Raw genomic sequence first — 17700 nt, forward strand, 5'->3', positions numbered from 1 at the left:
GCGCCAGGTGGTCGTCGTCAAGCACTCGCTTCACGACGACCAAACGAACGCATTAGCCCAACCACTGAAAGAAAAGGAACTTTTACGTGTTTGACGTAAACCTCTTCGATGAGCTTCGCATCGGCCTGGCCACCGCCGACGACATCCGCCGTTGGTCCCACGGTGAGGTCAAGAAGCCTGAAACCATTAACTACCGCACGCTCAAGCCGGAAAAGGACGGCCTGTTCTGCGAGCGCATCTTCGGCCCCACCCGCGACTGGGAGTGCGCCTGCGGCAAGTACAAGCGTGTCCGTTACAAGGGCATCATCTGCGAGCGCTGTGGCGTCGAGGTGACCAAGTCCAAGGTGCGCCGCGAGCGCATGGGACACATCGAGCTCGCCGCCCCGGTGACGCACATTTGGTACTTCAAGGGTGTGCCGTCCCGTCTCGGCTACCTGCTCGACCTGGCTCCGAAGGACCTCGAGCGCATCATCTACTTCGCGGCGAACATCGTCACGTCCGTCGACGACGAGGCGCGCCACAACGACATGTCCACCCTCGAGGCGGAGATGTTGATGGAGAAGAAGGAAGTCGAAGACGACACCAACTCCGAGATCGCCGACCGCGCCCAGAAACTCGAGGAGGACCTCGCCGAGCTCGAGGCCTCCGGCGCGACCGCTGCCGCCCGCAAGAAGGTGCAGAACGCGGCCGACAAGGAGATGCAGCACCTGCGCGAGGCAGGCGAGCGCGAGGTTGAGCGTCTCGACGAGATCTGGACCACCTTCCAGAAGCTCGCCCCGAAGCAGATGATCATCGACGAAAACCTCTACGAGGAGCTCGTCGACCGCTACGAGGACTACTTCACCGGCGGCATGGGTGCAGAGGCCATCCAGACCCTGATTCGCAACTTCGACCTCGACGCCGAGGCCGAGGAGCTGCGCGGCATCATCGCCGAGGGCAAGGGCCAGAAGAAGGTCCGCGCGCTGAAGCGCCTGCGCGTCGTCGCAGCGTTCCAGCGCTCCGGCAACGACCCGGCCGGCATGATCCTGGACGCGATCCCGGTCATCCCGCCAGAACTGCGCCCGATGGTCCAGCTCGACGGTGGCCGCTTCGCCACCTCCGACCTGAACGACCTGTACCGTCGCGTGATCAACCGCAACAACCGTCTCAAGCGCATGATCGACCTCGGCGCCCCCGAGATCATCGTGAACAACGAGAAGCGCATGCTGCAGGAGTCCGTCGACGCACTGTTCGACAACGGCCGCCGCGGCCGTCCAGTCACCGGCCCGGGCACCCGCCCGCTGAAGTCCCTGTCCGACCTGCTCAAGGGCAAGCAGGGCCGCTTCCGCCAGAACCTGCTGGGTAAGCGTGTGGACTACTCCGGCCGTTCTGTGATTATCGTCGGCCCGCAGCTGCAGCTGCACGAGTGCGGTCTGCCGAAGCGTATGGCGCTCGAGCTGTTCAAGCCGTTCGTGATGAAGCGCCTAGTGGACAACGACTACGCGCAGAACATCAAGTCCGCGAAGCGCATGGTGGAGCGCCAGCGCCCCGAGGTGTGGGACGTGCTGGAAGAGGCGATTTCGGAGCACCCAGTGCTGCTCAACCGCGCACCGACGCTGCACCGCCTCGGCATCCAGGCTTTCGAGCCGAAGCTGGTCGAGGGTAAGGCCATCCAGCTGCACCCGCTGGCCTGTGAGGCGTTCAACGCCGACTTCGACGGCGACCAGATGGCAGTCCACCTGCCGCTGTCCGCCGAGGCGCAGGCTGAGGCCCGCGTGCTCATGCTGTCGTCGAACAACATCCTGTCCCCGGCGTCCGGCAAGCCGCTGGCCATGCCGCGCCTGGACATGGTCACCGGCCTGTACTTCCTGACCATGCTGAAGGGCCCGCAGGAGATCGGCGGCGAGGGCGCCTACGCCCCGGCCGACGAGAACGGCCCGGCACGTGGTGTCTACTCGTCCTACCGCGAGGCCATCATGGCCTACGACCTGGGCGTGCTCGGCCTGCAGGCGCCGATCCAGGTGCGCATCGACCACCTGCGTCCGACGCCGGAGATCGAGGCAGAGCAGTTCCCGGACGGCTGGTCGAAGGGCCAGGCGTGGACGACCGAGACGACCCTCGGCCGCATCATGTTCAACGAGCTGCTGCCGTTCAACTTCCCGTATCAGGAAGGCGCCATGGTCCGTAAGGGCGGTGGCGGCGGCAAGGTGCTGCTCGGCGACATCATCCAGTCGATGGTGGAGAAGTACCCGATGATCACCGTCGCCCAGGTGCTGGACAAGATGAAGGACGCCGGCTTCTACTGGGCCACGCGTTCCGGCGTGACCATCTCCATGGCCGACGTGCTCATCCTCCCGAACAAGACCGAAGTCCTCGAGCAATACGAGAAGGAAGCCGAGGCCATCGAGCGCAAGTTCTGGGAGAAGGGTGCGCTGACCGAGGAAAACCGCTACGACCGTCTGGTCGAGCTGTGGCAGGACGCCACCAACAAGGTTGGTCAGGCTGTCGAGGACCTGTACCCGGACGACAACCCGATTCCGATGATCGTGAAGTCCGGTGCTGCCGGTAACATGCGCCAGATCTGGACCTTGGCCGGCATGAAGGGCATGGTCGTGAACTCGCGTGGTGAGTACATCACCCGCCCGATCAAGACCTCCTTCCGCGAGGGCCTGTCCGTGATGGAGTACTTCAACAACTCCCACGGTTCCCGCAAGGGCCTGGCCGATACCGCGCTTCGTACCGCGGACTCCGGCTACCTCACCCGTCGTCTGGTGGACGTGGCACAGGACGTCATCGTCCGCGAAGAGGACTGCGGCACCCGCCAGGGCGTCAAGGTTCCGGTTGCTGACGAGGTCGGCGGCAAGTTCGTCCGCCACGACCTGGTCGAGACCTCCGTGTCCGGCCGTGTTGTCGCGGCCGACGTGAAGGACGCCGACGGCAACGTCATCCTCGAGGCGGGCACCGAGCTGAGCGAGGAGCGTATCGACGACCTCGTGAACGCCGGTGTCGCCGAGATCAAGGTCCGCTCCGTGCTGACCTGCCAGACCCCGACTGGTGTGTGCGCGAAGTGCTACGGCAAGTCCATGGCGTCCGGCCAGCTCGTCGATATCGGCGAGGCTGTCGGTATCGTGGCTGCCCAGTCCATTGGTGAGCCGGGTACCCAGCTGACCATGCGTACGTTCCACCAGGGTGGTGTCGGCGGCGACATTACCGGCGGCCTGCCGCGTGTCCAGGAGCTGTTCGAGGCCCGCGTGCCGAAGAACCGCGCCCCGATCGCGTCCGTTGCGGGCACGATCTCGCTGGAGGACGAGGGCAACTTCTGGACCCTGACCATCCACCCGGACGACGGCTCCGACGACGTGGTCTACGAGAAGCTGTCCAAGCGCCAGGGCCTGGCCCAGGTGCGCCGCCCGATGGAGTCCAACCCGGACGCCATGATCGAGCGCGGCCTGCGCGAGGGCGACCACGTCGAGGTTGGCGAGCGTCTGCTGCGCGGTGCGGCTGACCCGCACGACGTGCTCGAGGTCCTCGGCCGCCGCGGTGTGGAGAAGCACCTTATCGACGAGGTCCAGGCTGTCTACCGCACCCAGGGTGTGTCCATCCACGACAAGCACATCGAGATCATCATCCGCCAGATGCTGCGTCGCGGCACCGTGATCGACTCGGGCGCAACCGAGTTCCTCCCGGGCACGCTCGTGGATCTGTCGGAGGCACGCCAGGTCAACGCCGCAGCAGTGGCAGACGGTGGCGAGCCGGCCGAGATGCGCTCCGAGATCATGGGTATCACCAAGGCCTCGCTTGCTACCGAGTCCTGGCTGTCGGCGGCCTCCTTCCAGGAGACCACCCGCGTGCTTACCGACGCCGCGATCAACAAGCGCTCCGACAAGCTCATCGGCCTGAAGGAGAACGTGATCATCGGTAAGTTGATCCCGGCCGGTACGGGTATCTCCCGTTACCGCAATATCCAGGTCAAGCCGACCGAGGCGGCGCGCTCCGCGGCGTATGCCATCCCGACCTTCGGCGACTCCATCTACGGCGACGAAGGCTACGGCGAGTTCACCGGCGCATCCGTGCCGATGGACGAGTTCGGCTACGAGGAGCTCTAAAGCAGCCCCAGCGTTCTGGCTTTAGCTAGGTCTGCTTTTAAAAAGGCCCGGCCTCCCTTTGAACTGGCCCCCGAAAGTTGGACCGGTTTAACTCTAGGCGGTTAGGTCTTCAAGGGTCTGATTCCGATATTGCATCGGGGTCAGGCCCTTGAGTCGTTGTTGGATGCGTTCGGTGTTGTACCACTGGATGTACTCGTCGATCGCCTGGTTGAACTCTGCGACGGTGGCGAAGACTTCTCCGTGGTACATCTCGGTTTTCAAATGCCCGAAGAAATTCTCCATGACCGCGTTGTCGTAACAGTTGCCTTTACGCGACATCGACTGCACACCACCGTTGTCATGAATCAGGTTGCGCCAGGACGAATGCTGGTACTGGAAACCTTGATCGGTGTGCATCATCCACCCAGGTTCAGGCGCACACGTTTTAATCATCTTGGCTAAAGAATCGGCGGTAAACGCTGTCGACGGCGATGTGGCCACGGTGTGGGCAACGATTGAACGGTCGAACAGATCCATCACCGGTGACAGGTAGACCTTGCGGCCTGCGACCCTGAACTCGGTGACGTCGCTGACAAAGACAGTATTCGGCTTATCTGGGGTGAACTTGCGGTCAAGTGTGTTGTCGGCAATGTGGCTGATCGTCCCGGTGTAGGAAACATATGACCTGGGCTGGCGGATCTTGGCTCGAAGTCCCATCTCGCACATGAGTTTGTAGACGAGTTTGTGGTTGACCACCCAGCCCTGGTTGCGTAGGTCAAGCAGCACTCGTCGGTAGCCGTAGCGATGCTTGTTACGCTCGAAGCTTTCCCGGATCGCGGCTTTGAGCGCAGCGTGCTTATCCGGCTCGCTGAGTCGTTTCTGGTGGTAGAAGAACGTCGATCTCGGTATGCCTGCCGCATCCAAAAGATATTGCAGACGATGCTGTGACTTGAGGATGACAATCGCCTGGACTTTCAGGCGCGTCCCTGATTCCTCAAGTCCCGCAATTTTTTTAGATATGCGTTTTCCGCTTCCAACCGTGCGATCTGGCGACGCAGCTTCGCTTCCTCCGAGAGCGGCTTCGGCGTGACCGAGCCTTTGGGCCTGCCCTTCGGCTTCGGTTTTAGTGCCTCATCGCCACCTTTGCGCCATTTCAATGACCACCCGCTGACCAGCTGCTCTGATGACAGTCCAAATTCGCGCGCAAGATCCATCGCTGTCTCACCAGCAAGGTGGCGTTGGACAACTTCCTTTTTGATATCGAACGAATACTGCTGCTTAGTCGGTTTCTCCACAAGACATAGCCTGCCATGCAGCTTAAACCGACGATAGAACTTACGGGCGGCATATTTGGAGACACCAAGAGCATTCGCAGCGGCTTGATAGCCCATACCTTGCTCAAACAGTTCAACCAACTGCTCGCGCTGATGCTCACTCAGCGAACTTCGTGCCCTCACAGAAAACTACTCCCCACTAGTCGGTAACTGATTTCTCAGTCCAACTAGTGGGGAGCAGTTCACTTTGCGGGAAGGCCGGGCCTTTTCTATTCCACATGTGCGCCGTGCGCTGCTCGGATGACGCCCACTCCGCCCATGAGCGCAAGCCCGCGCACATGCACGACTGGGGCGTCGGCAGGCACGTCCGACTGGGATACGGCGCAGGACGGGTGATCCTCGGTGCCGAACCCGCCCATGATGCCGATTCCGGAATTTACGACGCGCACGTTCTCCGGCACGATGATGTCCACACCACCCATGACGGCGAGCGCGTTGATGACCGTGGTTTCCGAGGCGAGTCGAGCCTCGCGCAAATCGAGGACCGTGCCGCCCATGACCGTTAATGTGGTGTGCGTGGGAGCGATCAGCCACTGACCGGTGCGTTCGCTGCCGCCCATCACGGCTAGCGAGAACGCTGAGCCTCCGCGTTCGCCAGTGACCGGGTCTTCAGCGCAGGTCGGTGCGGTGGGGTGTTCGACGGGGGAGAGGTCGTCGATAAGCGCGGGCAACTCGTCGGAAAAAGTCGCGGCGTAGAGCGCGCGGGAGCGCTCGTCGAATTCGGTGATGGTGATCTGGCCGTCGGCGAAGGCGTCGTGAAGCAGGGAGGCGGCGCGGTCGCGCTCGGCGTTGGTCACGCGTTTGCGGGGCAGGTTGGACTCGCTCATAGCCTTTAGACTAGACGGGATTTGCGTGTGGCTCGCGTGATGTTGTAAGTTTGGCGAGGTTTCGCCCGTAATTTACGGCAGCGAAGTACGACGAACTCCATGCGACTCGTTCACAAGGTAGTTCATGCAAACGGCAGGGCCCCGAAGAAGAGCCCCTATTTTTGCATGTATGGCCACGTGTGGGCGGGACGCGCAACCAGAAAGGGCTTGAATGCCTACTATTCAGCAGCTGGTCCGCAAGGGCCGCCACGATAAGTCCACCAAGGTGGCAACCGCTGCGCTGAAGGGCTCCCCGCAGCGCCGCGGCGTGTGCACCCGCGTGTACACCACCACCCCGAAGAAGCCGAACTCCGCTCTGCGTAAGGTCGCGCGTGTCCGCCTGACCTCCGGTATCGAGGTTTCGGCCTACATCCCGGGCGAAGGCCACAACCTGCAGGAGCACTCCATGGTGCTCGTGCGCGGCGGCCGTGTGAAGGACCTTCCGGGTGTCCGCTACAAGATCGTCCGCGGCGCGCTGGATACCCAGGGCGTCAAGGACCGCAAGCAGGCTCGCTCCCGTTACGGCGCGAAGAAGGGACAGTAAACAATGCGTAAGCAGCAAGCACCGAAGCGTCCCATCGTCAAGGATCCGGTTTACGACTCTGAGCTGGTCACCCAGCTTGTGAACAAGGTCCTGCAGGACGGCAAGAAGTCCACCGCAGAGCGCATCGTCTACGGCGCTCTCGAGATCTGCCGCGAGAAGACCGGCACTGACCCGGTGGGCACCCTCGAGAAGGCCATCGGCAACGTCCGCCCGGACCTTGAGGTCCGCTCCCGCCGCGTCGGCGGTGCGACCTACCAGGTCCCGGTCGACGTGAAGCCGGCTCGCGCCACCACCCTCGCGCTGCGTTGGCTGGTCACCTTCACCCGCCAGCGTCGCGAGAACTCGATGATCGAGCGTCTCGCCAACGAGATCCTGGATGCGTCCAACGGTCTCGGTGCCTCCGTGAAGCGTCGCGAGGACATCCACAAGATGGCCGAGGCCAACCGCGCCTTCGCCCACTACCGCTGGTAGGAGCTGGAAGCGAGTTGCTCGTCGGCGAACCCCGAAATTGCATATCGGCCCCGGTTTGGGGCGAAGCCTTTTCGGGGTTTTTCGTCGATAAGCACAGCCTCGCGCTGCCATTTGGGTAACGAAGTGGCAGAATTGACAAAGGACAACTGACCGACACAGGCGCCACTAGGCGTCGACGACTTTAAGTTGGGGTAATAAACGTGGCACAAGAAGTGCTTAAGGATCTGAACAAGGTCCGCAACATCGGCATCATGGCCCACATTGACGCCGGTAAGACCACCACCACCGAGCGCATCCTCTTCTACACGGGTCTCAACCGCAAGGTTGGCGAGACCCACGACGGCGGCGCGACCACCGACTGGATGGAGCAGGAGAAGGAGCGTGGCATCACCATTACCTCCGCCGCGGTGACCTGCTTCTGGAACAACAACCAGATCAACATCATCGACACCCCGGGTCACGTGGACTTCACCGTCGAGGTGGAGCGCTCCCTGCGCGTGCTCGATGGCGCAGTTGCCGTGTTCGACGGCAAGGAGGGCGTGGAGCCGCAGTCCGAGCAGGTGTGGCGTCAGGCTGCGAAGTACGACGTTCCGCGTATCTGCTTCGTCAACAAGATGGACAAGCTCGGTGCTGACTTCTTCTACACCGTCGGCACCATCGTCGACCGCCTCGGCGCCAAGCCGTTGGTTATGCAGATCCCGATCGGCGCCGAGGACAACTTCGACGGCGTTGTCGACCTGCTCGAGATGAAGGCCATGCTGTGGCCGGGCAAGGTCGAGACCGGCACCCCGCCTCAAATCGAGGAGATCCCGGAGGACCTCAAGGAGCTCGCAGACGAGTACCGCGAGAAGCTGCTCGAGACCGTGGCTGAGTCCGACGAAGAGCTCATGGAGAAGTACTTCGGTGGCGAAGAGCTCACCATCGAGGAGATCAAGGGCGCGATCCGCAAGCTGACCGTCAACTCCGAGATCTACCCGGTGTACTGCGGTACCGCTTACCGCAACAAGGGCGTTGAGCCGCTCCTTGACGCTGTCGTTGACTACCTGCCGAGCCCGCTGGACATCGGCGAGGTGCACGGCACCAACGTTGACGGCACCGAGGATCTGACCCGCAAGCCGTCCGTCGATGAGCCGTTCTCCGCACTGGCGTTCAAGATCGCCGTGCACCCGTTCTTCGGCAAGCTCACCTACGTGCGCGTCTACTCCGGCCAGGCGATCCCGGGCGAGCAGATGCTCAACTCCACGAAGTCCAAGAAGGAGCGCGTGGGCAAGCTCTTCCAGATGCACGCGAACAAGGAGAACCCGGTCGAGCACGCCGACGCCGGTAACATTTACGCGTTCATCGGCCTGAAGGAAACCACCACGGGTGACACGCTGTGCAACCCGGATCACCCGATCATCCTCGAGTCCATGGACTTCCCGGACCCGGTTATCCAGGTGGCCATCGAGCCGAAGACCAAGGCTGACCAGGAGAAGCTCGGCACCGCTATTCAGAAGCTCGCCGAGGAGGACCCGACCTTCACCGTCCAGCTCGACGAGGAGACCGGCCAGACCGTCATCGGCGGCATGGGCGAGCTCCACCTCGACGTCCTGGTCGACCGCATGAAGCGTGAGTTCAAGGTCGAGGCGAACATCGGTTCCCCGCAAGTTGCGTACCGCGAGACTATTCGCAAGAAGGTCGAGTCCCTCGACTACACGCACAAGAAGCAGACCGGTGGTTCCGGCCAGTTCGCAAAGGTAATCGTTACCATCGAGCCGTACGAGGTCGACCCGGAGACGCTGGAAGACGGCGAGTCCGCAACCTACAAGTTCGAGAACGCCGTCACCGGTGGTCGCGTACCGAAGGAGTACATCCCGTCCGTCGACGCTGGTATCCAGGACGCAATGCAGTACGGCTTCCTTGCCGGCTACCCGCTGGTGAACATCAAGGCCACCCTGGAAGACGGCGCGTACCACGACGTCGACTCTTCGGAGATGGCGTTCAAGCTCGCTGGTTCCCAGGTGCTGAAGGAAGCTGTCGCCAAGGCGAAGCCGGTTCTGCTCGAGCCGGTCATGGCCGTTGAGGTCGTGACCCCGGAGGAGTACATGGGCACCGTCAACGGTGACATCAGCTCCCGTCGTGGCCAGGTCTACGCCATGGAGGACCGCTCCGGCGCGAAGGTCGTCCGTGCGAAGGTCCCGCTGTCCGAGATGTTCGGCTACATCGGTGACCTGCGTTCCTCGACCGCGGGTCGCGCTAACTTCACCATGGTCTTCGATTCCTACGCTGAGGTTCCGCAGAGCGTCGCGCAGGAGATCGTCGAGAAGCGAAACGGCGGCGCTGGCGCCTAAGCCGTAAACCCTCCCGCCGGTCGCGTGCCAGCGGCCAGCAACCGGGAGGAACCCTGCGGGGTAGCGGTCGGACTGGGGCAGCGAAGCTTCGACGCGTTGTCCGAGTCGGCCGTTACTCCCAAGGTTGGTCCGGGGAGGCGGATCGGCCAGTTTGAAAAACGGCCTTCCTGAACCTAGGATCTTGTAACTGGCACATTGTGAAATGGCTCCCGTTTCCGTGTTCCGTGTAGGGCACGGGTCGGGGCGTATGTAAACCACGTGGCTGCGAAGGTCGTAGCCACCATGAAGTCCAGGAGGACAACAGTGGCAAAGGAAAAGTTCGAGCGCTCTAAGCCGCACGTGAACATCGGCACCATCGGTCACGTCGACCACGGCAAGACCACCACCACCGCCGCTATCACCAAGGTGCTGGCTGACGCTTACCCGGAGGAGAACAAGGCTTTCGCCTTCGACTCCATCGATAAGGCTCCGGAGGAGCGCGAGCGTGGCATCACCATCAACATCTCCCACGTGGAGTACAACACCCCGAAGCGCCACTACGCACACGTTGACGCCCCGGGCCACGCCGACTACATCAAGAACATGATTACCGGTGCTGCTCAGATGGACGGCGCGATCCTCGTGGTTGCCGCTACCGACGGCCCGATGCCGCAGACCCGCGAGCACGTGCTGCTGGCTCGCCAGGTTGGCGTTCCGTACATCCTGGTTGCGCTGAACAAGTGCGACATGGTCGATGACGAAGAGATCATCGAGCTCGTCGAGATGGAGGTCCGTGAGCTTCTTGCTGAGCAGGACTACGACGAGGACGCTCCGATCGTTCACATCTCTGCTCTGAAGGCTCTCGAGGGCGACGAGAAGTGGGTTCAGTCGGTTCTCGACCTCATGCAGGCTTGCGACGACTCCATCCCGGATCCGGAGCGCGAGACCGACAAGCCGTTCCTGATGCCGATCGAGGACATCTTCACCATTTCCGGCCGCGGTACCGTGGTTACCGGTCGTGTGGAGCGTGGCGTGCTCAACCTCAACGACGAGGTCGAGATCATCGGTATTCGCGACAAGTCCCAGAAGACCACCGTCACCTCCATCGAGATGTTCAACAAGCTTCTCGACACCGCTGAGGCTGGCGACAACGCTGCACTGCTGCTCCGTGGTCTGAAGCGCGAGGACGTCGAGCGCGGCCAGGTCGTCATCGCACCGGGCGCGTACACCCCGCACTCCAAGTTCGAGGGCTCCGTCTACGTCCTGTCCAAGGACGAGGGTGGCCGTCACACCCCGTTCTTCGACAACTACCGTCCGCAGTTCTACTTCCGCACCACCGACGTCACCGGTGTTGTGAAGCTGCCGGAGGGCACCGAGATGGTCATGCCGGGCGACAACGTCGAAATGTCCGTCGAGCTCATCCAGCCGGTCGCAATGGACGAGGGCCTGCGCTTCGCTATCCGCGAGGGCTCCCGCACCGTCGGCGCTGGCCGCGTCACCAAGATCCTCGACTAATTCGAGTCTGATCTGACGCAGTCGGATAAAGCCGCTCTTCCCGCCCGGGAAGGGCGGCTTTTCGCATGCGCAACTTCCGCTGGTTAGGCTCATACGGGTGGAAGACCCAACAAGAATCCCGCGCCTGCTCGCCAGCCTTCAGGATCTCTGGGAGGGCCAGCCTGACCTTAGCCTGGGCCAGTTGATCGCTGTTCTGCAGCATCGCGGCGTGTCCTGGTCGACGCCGGACGAGGAAGCAGAGGCAGTCATCGACGGCCTCCTTCACGAGCACCCCGCGCTTATCGACGACACCGCCGGCCCTATCACCGCCACCACCATCGCACCCGAGCAGCTGGTCACGCTCGTGGACGGATTCGTCGTCGTCCGCAGTGCTTCGGCGCCGGGGCGTATGCCGTCGGTGTGGAGGGCGTCGTCGATACGCAAAACGGGTCCTGGTTTGCCGCTCGTGATCACTGACGAGGCCGGGGTGGAGCACCGGCTCGGCGTGGTGAGTTTGCTGAGCCGCTTCGAGGTGGGCAACGCGCTCACTGGGTTGACGCGAGGTGAACTTGGGGCTTCGCGTTGGTGCGTGCTGTTTGACGAAGGCTCGCGCGCAGTGGTGGGGCAGCGCATCAGGGTGTGGTCGCAGCATCGTCGTAACGTCGGCGAGGCGGTGTACGCCTGGGATCGCATCCTGGCCTGTGAGCCGGGGGAAGACATGAGAATCGCCCCACCGTCGGGTGCTGCGTCGGTGACGGTGGGGCGTGTTGAGCGGGTGCTACCGCTCGAGGGGGTTGACTCGCGCTAGGCGGTTACGCGGTCGAACTGGAGCTTCCACACGGTGTCGATGTCCATCGTGTGGCTCGCCATGCGGAAGTCGTCGTCGGCCGCCTCGATGATGCGGATGACATCCTCGAGCGGGTACGACGGGTTCGCCGTGACCGTGAACGTGGCGGTCGGACGGTTGATCACGGTTGCGACGCGGCTGTCGGCGTGCAGTACCTCGTCGAGACCCTGGAGGGTGTCGCAGGCGGCCTCAGAGACACGCTGGACGTTGATCACCGTGTCGCCGTGGGTGGCGTCCGCCGGGACGATGTTGCCATTGGAGAATGCTCGCGAGCTGATGTTGGCGAGTAGAATCCACAGTCCGATGATCAGCAGAACGATCGACGCGCCGATCAGCGCCTTGACGTACCAGCCCTCGTAGGGCAGGTCCGCGAGGCGACTGCGGTTGACGGTTTCGATGAAGTCGCTGAGGTAGGGGACATCCCAGTACTCGGCGATGGGAAAGAGACCGACGAACACGAGCAAGAGTCCAAGCAGGAATGTGGTGAGCCGGTTGAAGAAACTCAAGGTTTTGGTCATCGCGGCACCTCCATGGTGTGTGGCTCGGGCTGAGTCCCCGTCGACGGCGCCTGCGGTGCCGGCTGCGGTTGCTGCGGGGCCGGCTTGGGCGTCATCTTCACGGAGACCGCGGGCGGGTTCGCCAGGCTCTTCAATTCGTTGTTCAGCGACCGGGTAATGCGTTCTTGCAGTGCTGGTCCGGAGCCGTCATCGGCAACCTCGACCTTGACTGCCTTGCGCGTCGCCTTCGACCGCACCTGCTCGCCGCCGAGGTCGCCGTGCACAGTGCGGGTGGACTTGCGCGCGATGTCCACGGGCCGAGTCCAGATGGACACGGGCGAGTTCACGCGCACGAACCTGCGGGGGCGGCGGGTGAACGACACCACGATGAGCCAGAGGCCGAGCAGGATAAGCGCGCAGGCGATGACAACGGCGAGGATCTCGGACGTGAACGTGCCCAAAAACTCGAAGGTCTGGCCGAGCCAGGAGTCGCTCGGCGACTCGTTTTCGTAGTAGTTGTACCAAAGGTCGCGGGCGCCGATACCGGCGAGCGCGATAAGCAGCAGGCTGGTCAGCACCGCGAGCCAGCGCGAGATTGGGTTGCCCAGTGGCTCGTCGCCGGGGTGCGGCCCGACGGGGCGGGCGTTAGTCGGCTCGGTCATAGTACTTCACCACCGGTTCAATCTTGATCTGTTTAAGCGGCTTCGGTGCGGGCGCGGCGGGGCGGATCACCGGCTGCGGGGCGGGCGCAACGGCGTTTGCTGGCGGCACGAAGCGGTTCACCGTCACCGGTTTCAGCGGCTTGCGGTTGACGGTGATCTCGCGCAGCGGCTTGCGCCACGGTGCCTCGACCTTTCGCGGCCGGGCGGCGCGCTCGACCGAGACTGGTGCGAGCGACTGCAGAGGCGGCAGTTCGGGCTGGCGCGGGATGAAGTCGCGGGACTCCGGCGCCCAGGGGTTTACAGGTTCGGGCGGGAACGGGACGCGGGCCTCGGTGGGGTACGCGCGTACTTCCGCCAGCGCCTGGGGCGCAGGGGTATGCGGGGAGAACGGTTCGAGTGGCTCGGGCGTGTCCACACTGGAGACCGTGACAGGGGCCGGCTGTTCCGGGCTGTACACGCTCGGGGGAGCGGGTGTGACCACGCTACGCATGTCGTCGACAAGCGAACGCGCGACAACCGGGTCGAGCTCCTGGCGCTCTTTAGTCACAGGGTGGGTGACCTCGGAGGGGTGGACCTCGATGTCCTCCGGGATGACGAACGCGTCGTGGGAGGCAACTTCCTCCCAGCTCACGCGGGTACCGGCGCCGAGCGATTCGACGTTGGCCACGGTGACGTTCACGCGCGAGACATCCAAGCCCGCAAGTGTGCGGATGTGGGCGATGATCGTCGCGCGCACAGCATCGGTAATCGCGGCGACGGGCGCCGGGTACGACGTCGCAATTTCGGCGTCGACGGCTGCGGTGCCGCTGTTCCGGTCGATGCGCACCTCAATGCGCGGGAAGCTGCGTCCGGCGAGGCCGGCGAGTTTCGCGTCGATGGTGCGGGTGCCCGGTACGGCCGCAGCCGCCACTTCCGCCACGCGCTCAATGGTGCGTTCGCTGACGTGGTAGAAGGAAGTGTCCATTAGCTGCTGCTCCGGCCTGTTCCGTTGCCGATGATGCTGGCGAGGTCGACGCGGCCGTCGAGCTGCGCTCCGACGACACCGCCGATGACGGTGAAGAGCAGCAGCCAGAGCAGGCCTGCCCAGCCGCCGAAGGTGACGAAGAAGGCGACGACAATGCCAGTGAGGATGCCGGTCAGTGCCTTGTTAGCAAAGAGATTCATTGTGAAACCACGTTTCGGTTTGGGGTGCGGGTGCGGGGGCGTGGGCCGTGGCGACCGGAAGGGCCGCTACTGCGCGTCGCCGGCGACGACGTCCACAAACTGCGCTTCCGACGCGCCGAGGGCCGCGGCGCGGACATCCTCAGCCACCTGGCGGACATCCCGCCCGGAGGACACGTCGAACGTGAAGTGGACTTCGAGACCGTCCTTGCCGTCGCGCAACGCGGACTTGATACCCTCGATGCGCTGGTGCGGTAGGTAGGTCGCGATTTCGCCGACGCGGCCGCCGTGCAGGGACGCAACCCCGTCGACGGCCAGGACCGCGTCGCGTACGCCCTCCGCAACCTCTCGGGTAACGGGGGTGTTCGCCATGGCTACTGGATCTGCTGGTTGATCGGCTGGTTCACGGCCTGGTAGTTGCCGTTCGCCTCGTCGTAGTTCTCACCGGCGTTCTCCTGCTCCGGCAGGTGCACATCGTGGACGGTGACGTCGACGCGGTCGACGATCAGGCCGGTCATGCGGGTGATGGCGACGGTGATGTTCTCACGGATCGCGTTTGCCAGCTCGTGGATGGCGACACCGTACTCAGCGATGATGGCAACAGCGACGGAGGCGTGGCCCTCCTCGACGGCGACGTTAACGCCCTGCTGGACGTTGGTCGACGAGGTCAGGGACTCACGCACGGCACCCCACATGCGGGCAGCGCCGCCACCGAGGTTGTGCACGCCGGACACCTCGCGGGCGGCGATGCCGGCGATCTTGCCCACAACGTTGTCGTCGATGACGGTGGAGCCGTGGTCGGTCTCCAGGTTCTCGTTGCGCGGACGCAGCTGCTCCGGCTCAACAGCGGTGGAGGAGGTTGCCGGGGTGTTCTCGGTCGCGTTCTTGTTGGTGTTGTTTGCGTTGTTGTCGGCCATGACGGTCCTTTCTAGCGGTGAGTTTGTACTACCGAGTGCGCCTATATAGATGACGCGCACGGTTCATTGAACAAGGGTACACAGGTTGTCGTCGTCAAGCGGGCTTGCGCTGGAAACTACCTTGTGTTTTAATACCCGGGTTGCCTTGACATGGGCCGGCGCGAGCTGGTCGGTGGCTCGGCAAACATGACACTTCCAACCGGAAGACCGGTGAAGGGCCATGGCAAATAAACAGCGGCAGTACGCGAGGGTCACGCACCCTTCCGAGTCTGACACCCGTGCATATTGCTTGACGACGACACCATGTCGCAGGCCAACGTGCACCGGCGGAAGCACTGAGCGTCGACGCGTTTTTTGCGCGGCTTTCACCTTCCGGATGTGTCATGGCAGTCAGAAACGACACTGGCGTTGAGCCAAGGGCCCAGCCCGGACAACGTTATAGAGAAACTAGAAGCTACAAACCCCACCGCTTCTCTCTCGTTTCACTTCGTTCAACGTCGAGCGAAGCGAGAGTTGAACGTGGGGATGCGAGGAAGAGGTAAGCGTGGCGGGACAGAAGATCCGCATCAGGCTGAAGGCCTACGACCACGAGGCGATCGACGCATCCGCGAAGAAGATTGTCGAGACGGTCACCCGCACGGGTGCCCGCGTCGTTGGCCCGGTGCCGTTGCCAACCCAGAAGAACGTGTACGCCGTGATTCGTTCTCCCCACAAGTACAAGGATTCTCGCGAGCACTTCGAGATGCGCACTCACAAGCGCCTCATCGACATTCTCGACCCGACGCCGAAGACGGTGGACGCGCTCATGCGCATCGACCTTCCGGCCAGCGTCGACGTGAACATCCAGTAGAGCAATCCCCAACGTAAGTAGTGGAGAACTAAGACATGTCTGACAACCAGATCAAGGGCATTCTGGGCAAGAAGCTCGGCATGACCCAGATCTTCGACGAGGAGAACCGTGTTATCCCGGTGACCGTCGTCGAGGCTGGGCCGTGCGTTGTCACCCAGATCCGCACCCCTGAGACTGATGGCTACTCCGCCATCCAGATCGCCTACGGCGACATCGATCCCCGTAAGGCAAACAAGCCGCAGGCTGGCCACTTCAAGAAGGCCGGCGTCAACCCGCGCCGTTTCGTCGCTGAGATCCGCATGGATGACACCTCGGCGTACGAGATCGGCCAGGAGTTCGACGCGACGATCTTCGAGGGCGACACCTTCGTCGACGTTGCCGGCACCACCAAGGGCCACGGCTACGCCGGCGCCATGAAGCGCCACGGCTTTGCAGGCCAGGGTGCCGCTCACGGTAACCAGGCCGCCCACCGCCGCGTGGGTTCCATCGGTGGCTGCGCGACCCCGGGTCGCGTGTTCAAGGGCACCCGCATGGCTGGCCGTATGGGCGGTAACCGCGTTACCACCCAGAACCTGAAGATCCAACGCATCGACGGCGACAACAACCTCATCCTGATCAAGGGCGCCATCCCGGGCGCGAAGGGTTCCGTTGTTACCGTCAAGACCGCAGTGAAGGGCGGTGCTCACGCATGACGAAGCTGACGCTTGACGTCCACACCGCAGACGGAGCCACCAAGGGCTCTGTTGACCTGCCGGCCGAGTACTTCGACCGCGAGGCTTCCGTGGCGCTCATGCACCAGGTTGTGAATGCACAGCTTGCTGCTGCTCGCCAGGGCACCCACGCAACGAAGACCCGCGGCATGGTTTCCGGCGGCGGCAAGAAACCGTTCCGCCAGAAGGGCACCGGTCGCGCCCGTCAGGGCTCGATCCGTGCGCCGCACTACACCGGTGGTGGCACCGTGCATGGTCCGCAGCCGCGTTCCTACGCACAGCGCACCCCGAAGAAGATGATCAAGGCTGCCCTCGCTGGCGCCTTGACCAACCGTGCACAGAACGAGCGCATCCACGTTGTGGAGGATCTCGTCCCGGGCCAGACCCCGTCGACGAAGTCCGCGCGCGCATTCATCGAGCGCCTCACTGACCGTCAGTCTGTTCTGCTCGTGATCGGCCGTGATGACCAGAATTCCCGTCTGTCCGCAAGGAACCTGCCGGGCGTCCGTGTCATTGAGCCGGCGCAGCTGAACGCGTACGACGTGCTCTACGCAGACGACGTCGTCTTCTCGGTCGAGGCACTCCACACCTTCATCAACCGCGGCAACGCGCTTGTCGCCGCTGCGGAGGAGGAGAAGTAAATGGCAAAGTTCGCTAACCCGCGCGACATCATCATCGCTCCGGTGCTCTCCGAGAAGAGCTACGGCCTGATGGAGCAGAACACGTACACCTTCTACGTGTCCCCGTCCGCGAACAAGACCCAGATCAAGATTGCCGTGGAAGAGATCTTCGGCGTCGACGTCGCTTCGGTGAACACCGTCAACCGCGAGGGCAAGCGCAAGCGCTCCCGCACCGGTTTCGGTAAGCGCAAGGACACCAAGCGCGCCTACGTCACTCTCCGCGAGGGCAGCGACTCCATCGACATCTTCGGCGGTGCGACCGCGTAAGCGGCTCGCTGAAGAGACGATAGAAAA

The 17700-nt window shown here is 63.1% G+C and carries 18 protein-coding genes; 10 read left to right on the forward strand and 8 right to left on the reverse strand.

Features of this window, described 5'->3' with window-relative positions:
• Nucleotides 1–86: 86 nt before the first annotated feature.
• The gene (locus tag IAU68_RS01570) at nt 87–4085 is read left to right on the forward strand and encodes a DNA-directed RNA polymerase subunit beta' (RefSeq protein WP_171193321.1); all 3999 of its coding nucleotides are present in this window, start codon (nt 87–89) and stop codon (nt 4083–4085) included.
• Nucleotides 4086–4178: 93 nt separating this feature from the next.
• Here the strand turns inward: IAU68_RS01570 and IAU68_RS01575 are convergent.
• A protein-coding gene (locus IAU68_RS01575) for an IS3 family transposase (RefSeq protein ID WP_231699061.1) occupies nt 4179–5521 on the reverse strand; the annotation gives its coding sequence in 2 pieces (ribosomal slippage) (nt 4179–5080 and nt 5080–5521; 1344 coding nt in all).
• 86 nt (nt 5522–5607) lie between these two features.
• The gene (locus IAU68_RS01580; protein WP_171194364.1) at nt 5608–6225 is read right to left on the reverse strand and encodes a DUF1707 SHOCT-like domain-containing protein; all 618 of its coding nucleotides are present in this window, start codon (nt 6223–6225) and stop codon (nt 5608–5610) included.
• Nucleotides 6226–6436: 211 nt separating this feature from the next.
• Here IAU68_RS01580 and rpsL point away from each other — a divergent pair, with 211 nt between their 5' ends.
• The 5 genes from rpsL (at nt 6437) to IAU68_RS01605 (ending at nt 11890) form a co-directional block, all read left to right on the forward strand.
• Entirely contained in the window at nt 6437–6808 is a 372-nt protein-coding gene (gene rpsL, locus IAU68_RS01585) for a 30S ribosomal protein S12 (RefSeq protein WP_034997208.1), read from the forward strand.
• Between the two features lie 3 nt (nt 6809–6811).
• Nucleotides 6812–7279 (forward strand): 30S ribosomal protein S7, encoded by a 468-nt coding sequence (gene rpsG / locus IAU68_RS01590; RefSeq protein ID WP_171194363.1) that lies wholly within the window; start codon nt 6812–6814, stop codon nt 7277–7279.
• Between the two features lie 200 nt (nt 7280–7479).
• Nucleotides 7480–9609, forward strand: a complete 2130-nt coding sequence (gene fusA, locus IAU68_RS01595) for an elongation factor G (protein WP_171194362.1) — start codon at nt 7480–7482, stop codon at nt 9607–9609.
• Between the two features lie 303 nt (nt 9610–9912).
• Nucleotides 9913–11103 (forward strand): elongation factor Tu, encoded by a 1191-nt coding sequence (tuf, locus tag IAU68_RS01600; RefSeq protein WP_171194361.1) that lies wholly within the window; start codon nt 9913–9915, stop codon nt 11101–11103.
• A 181-nt stretch (nt 11104–11284) separates the two neighbouring features.
• Nucleotides 11285–11890, forward strand: coding sequence for a hypothetical protein (locus tag IAU68_RS01605; protein ID WP_187767830.1), 606 nt, complete (start codon nt 11285–11287; stop codon nt 11888–11890).
• On the opposite strand, the gene IAU68_RS01610 is transcribed toward IAU68_RS01605, so the two are convergent.
• The 6 genes from IAU68_RS01610 to IAU68_RS01635 all read right to left on the reverse strand — a co-directional run bounded on the left by IAU68_RS01610 (nt 11887) and on the right by IAU68_RS01635 (nt 15166).
• The gene (locus IAU68_RS01610; protein WP_171194359.1) at nt 11887–12447 is read right to left on the reverse strand and encodes a hypothetical protein; all 561 of its coding nucleotides are present in this window, start codon (nt 12445–12447) and stop codon (nt 11887–11889) included. The genes IAU68_RS01605 and IAU68_RS01610 overlap by 4 nt on opposite strands.
• Entirely contained in the window at nt 12444–13088 is a 645-nt protein-coding gene (locus IAU68_RS01615; protein WP_171194358.1) for an Asp23/Gls24 family envelope stress response protein, read from the reverse strand. Before IAU68_RS01615 ends, IAU68_RS01610 begins: the two co-directional genes overlap by 4 nt.
• Nucleotides 13072–14052, reverse strand: a complete 981-nt coding sequence (locus IAU68_RS01620; protein ID WP_171194357.1) for an Asp23/Gls24 family envelope stress response protein — start codon at nt 14050–14052, stop codon at nt 13072–13074. Before IAU68_RS01620 ends, IAU68_RS01615 begins: the two co-directional genes overlap by 17 nt.
• Nucleotides 14052–14252: a hypothetical protein gene (locus IAU68_RS01625; RefSeq protein ID WP_171194356.1), complete on the reverse strand. Its 201-nt coding sequence runs from the start codon at nt 14250–14252 to the stop codon at nt 14052–14054. The genes IAU68_RS01620 and IAU68_RS01625 overlap by 1 nt, the downstream gene beginning before the upstream one ends.
• Nucleotides 14253–14318: 66 nt before the next feature.
• On the reverse strand, nt 14319–14621 hold the full coding sequence (locus IAU68_RS01630) for a hypothetical protein (RefSeq protein WP_171194355.1): 303 nt from the start codon (nt 14619–14621) through the stop codon (nt 14319–14321).
• A 2-nt stretch (nt 14622–14623) separates the two neighbouring features.
• Nucleotides 14624–15166 carry an Asp23/Gls24 family envelope stress response protein gene (locus IAU68_RS01635; protein WP_171194354.1) on the reverse strand — a complete coding sequence of 181 codons (543 nt, stop codon included), beginning with the start codon at nt 15164–15166 and terminating at the stop codon, nt 14624–14626.
• A gap of 544 nt (nt 15167–15710) precedes the next feature.
• Between IAU68_RS01635 and rpsJ the strand changes: the two genes are divergently transcribed.
• From rpsJ to rplW, 4 genes are read left to right on the forward strand one after another with little or no spacing between them, the layout of a single operon-like run.
• The gene (gene rpsJ / locus IAU68_RS01640) at nt 15711–16016 is read left to right on the forward strand and encodes a 30S ribosomal protein S10 (protein WP_034997227.1); all 306 of its coding nucleotides are present in this window, start codon (nt 15711–15713) and stop codon (nt 16014–16016) included.
• A gap of 35 nt (nt 16017–16051) precedes the next feature.
• Complete coding sequence (gene rplC / locus IAU68_RS01645; protein WP_171194353.1) at nt 16052–16708, forward strand: 50S ribosomal protein L3; 657 nt, start codon at nt 16052–16054, stop codon at nt 16706–16708.
• Entirely contained in the window at nt 16705–17367 is a 663-nt protein-coding gene (gene rplD / locus IAU68_RS01650) for a 50S ribosomal protein L4 (RefSeq protein WP_171194352.1), read from the forward strand. Before rplC ends, rplD begins: the two co-directional genes overlap by 4 nt.
• Nucleotides 17368–17673: a 50S ribosomal protein L23 gene (gene rplW, locus IAU68_RS01655; RefSeq protein ID WP_171194351.1), complete on the forward strand. Its 306-nt coding sequence runs from the start codon at nt 17368–17370 to the stop codon at nt 17671–17673.
• Nucleotides 17674–17700 lie beyond the last annotated feature (27 nt).

Source organism: Corynebacterium lujinxingii, assembly GCF_014490555.1.
GTDB lineage: Bacteria > Actinomycetota > Actinomycetes > Mycobacteriales > Mycobacteriaceae > Corynebacterium > Corynebacterium lujinxingii.

Excerpts from the sequence above, each read along its gene's own strand:
- IAU68_RS01580 (WP_171194364.1), bottom strand. The coding sequence starts at position 6,225 with ATGAGCGAGTCCAACCTGCCCCGCAAACGCGTGACCAACGCCGAGCGC.
- IAU68_RS01620 (WP_171194357.1), bottom strand. The coding sequence starts at position 14,052 with ATGGACACTTCCTTCTACCACGTCAGCGAACGCACCATTGAGCGCGTG.
- IAU68_RS01625 (WP_171194356.1), bottom strand. The coding sequence starts at position 14,252 with ATGAATCTCTTTGCTAACAAGGCACTGACCGGCATCCTCACTGGCATT.
- rplD (WP_171194352.1), top strand. The coding sequence starts at position 16,705 with ATGACGAAGCTGACGCTTGACGTCCACACCGCAGACGGAGCCACCAAG.
- rpsG (WP_171194363.1), top strand. The coding sequence starts at position 6,812 with ATGCGTAAGCAGCAAGCACCGAAGCGTCCCATCGTCAAGGATCCGGTT.
- rpsL (WP_034997208.1), top strand. The coding sequence starts at position 6,437 with ATGCCTACTATTCAGCAGCTGGTCCGCAAGGGCCGCCACGATAAGTCC.
- rplC (WP_171194353.1), top strand. The coding sequence starts at position 16,052 with ATGTCTGACAACCAGATCAAGGGCATTCTGGGCAAGAAGCTCGGCATG.
- IAU68_RS01615 (WP_171194358.1), bottom strand. The coding sequence starts at position 13,088 with ATGACCGAGCCGACTAACGCCCGCCCCGTCGGGCCGCACCCCGGCGAC.
- rplW (WP_171194351.1), top strand. The coding sequence starts at position 17,368 with ATGGCAAAGTTCGCTAACCCGCGCGACATCATCATCGCTCCGGTGCTC.
- IAU68_RS01630 (WP_171194355.1), bottom strand. The coding sequence starts at position 14,621 with ATGGCGAACACCCCCGTTACCCGAGAGGTTGCGGAGGGCGTACGCGAC.
- IAU68_RS01610 (WP_171194359.1), bottom strand. The coding sequence starts at position 12,447 with ATGACCAAAACCTTGAGTTTCTTCAACCGGCTCACCACATTCCTGCTT.
- IAU68_RS01635 (WP_171194354.1), bottom strand. The coding sequence starts at position 15,166 with ATGGCCGACAACAACGCAAACAACACCAACAAGAACGCGACCGAGAAC.